This is a genomic window from Streptococcus sp. HMSC077D04, assembly GCF_001808785.1.
Taxonomy (GTDB): Bacteria; Bacillota; Bacilli; order Lactobacillales; family Streptococcaceae; genus Streptococcus; species Streptococcus mitis_BX.
On the sequence record NZ_KV794539.1, the window covers coordinates 1 to 475 of the forward strand.

1 pseudogene is annotated in these 475 nt (G+C 32.8%); it reads right to left on the minus strand.

Features of this window, described 5'->3' with window-relative positions:
• A pseudogene (locus tag HMPREF2701_RS06865) lies at window positions 1–275 on the minus strand (peptidylprolyl isomerase); the annotation flags it as partial.
• Between the last annotated feature and the right edge of the window lie 200 nt (window positions 276–475).

Genomic DNA, 475 nt, shown 5'->3' on the forward strand with positions numbered 1-475 from the left:
GTCATATAAGGTTGAATACGTGTATTATTTTCCCCTAGTTTTTCTTTCGTATAATACTGTGTCAAAAATTCTTTTACAGTATCCGATGACAAAATGCTGGCTTTATCTTCTGCTTGTTTATCTTCCACAAGTTTAGCTGCAGCCAATTCGATTTCTTTGTGACTTTGTTTAGCAGTAGAATGTTGACCAGCAGTATATCCCATCATGAGAATAAAGCTAGTTGCAGCCACTGCTCCGACACTAATTAAGGCTTTAGTTTTGACTTTATTTAACATCTTAGACCTTCTTTCTATAAAAACTAGGTCAAGAATAACAAAAAGAACTTGTAAGTTTTATCACATCACAACGAAAGGTAATTCCTACATTTCAGGCGCAAAATCGTACAGTTCAGAGAAAAAAATCAAAACTAGATGTCTTCATCTTATAATGTAACTATGAAAAATTTAAAAGAAGAAAATTTGAGAAGAGCTCTTTC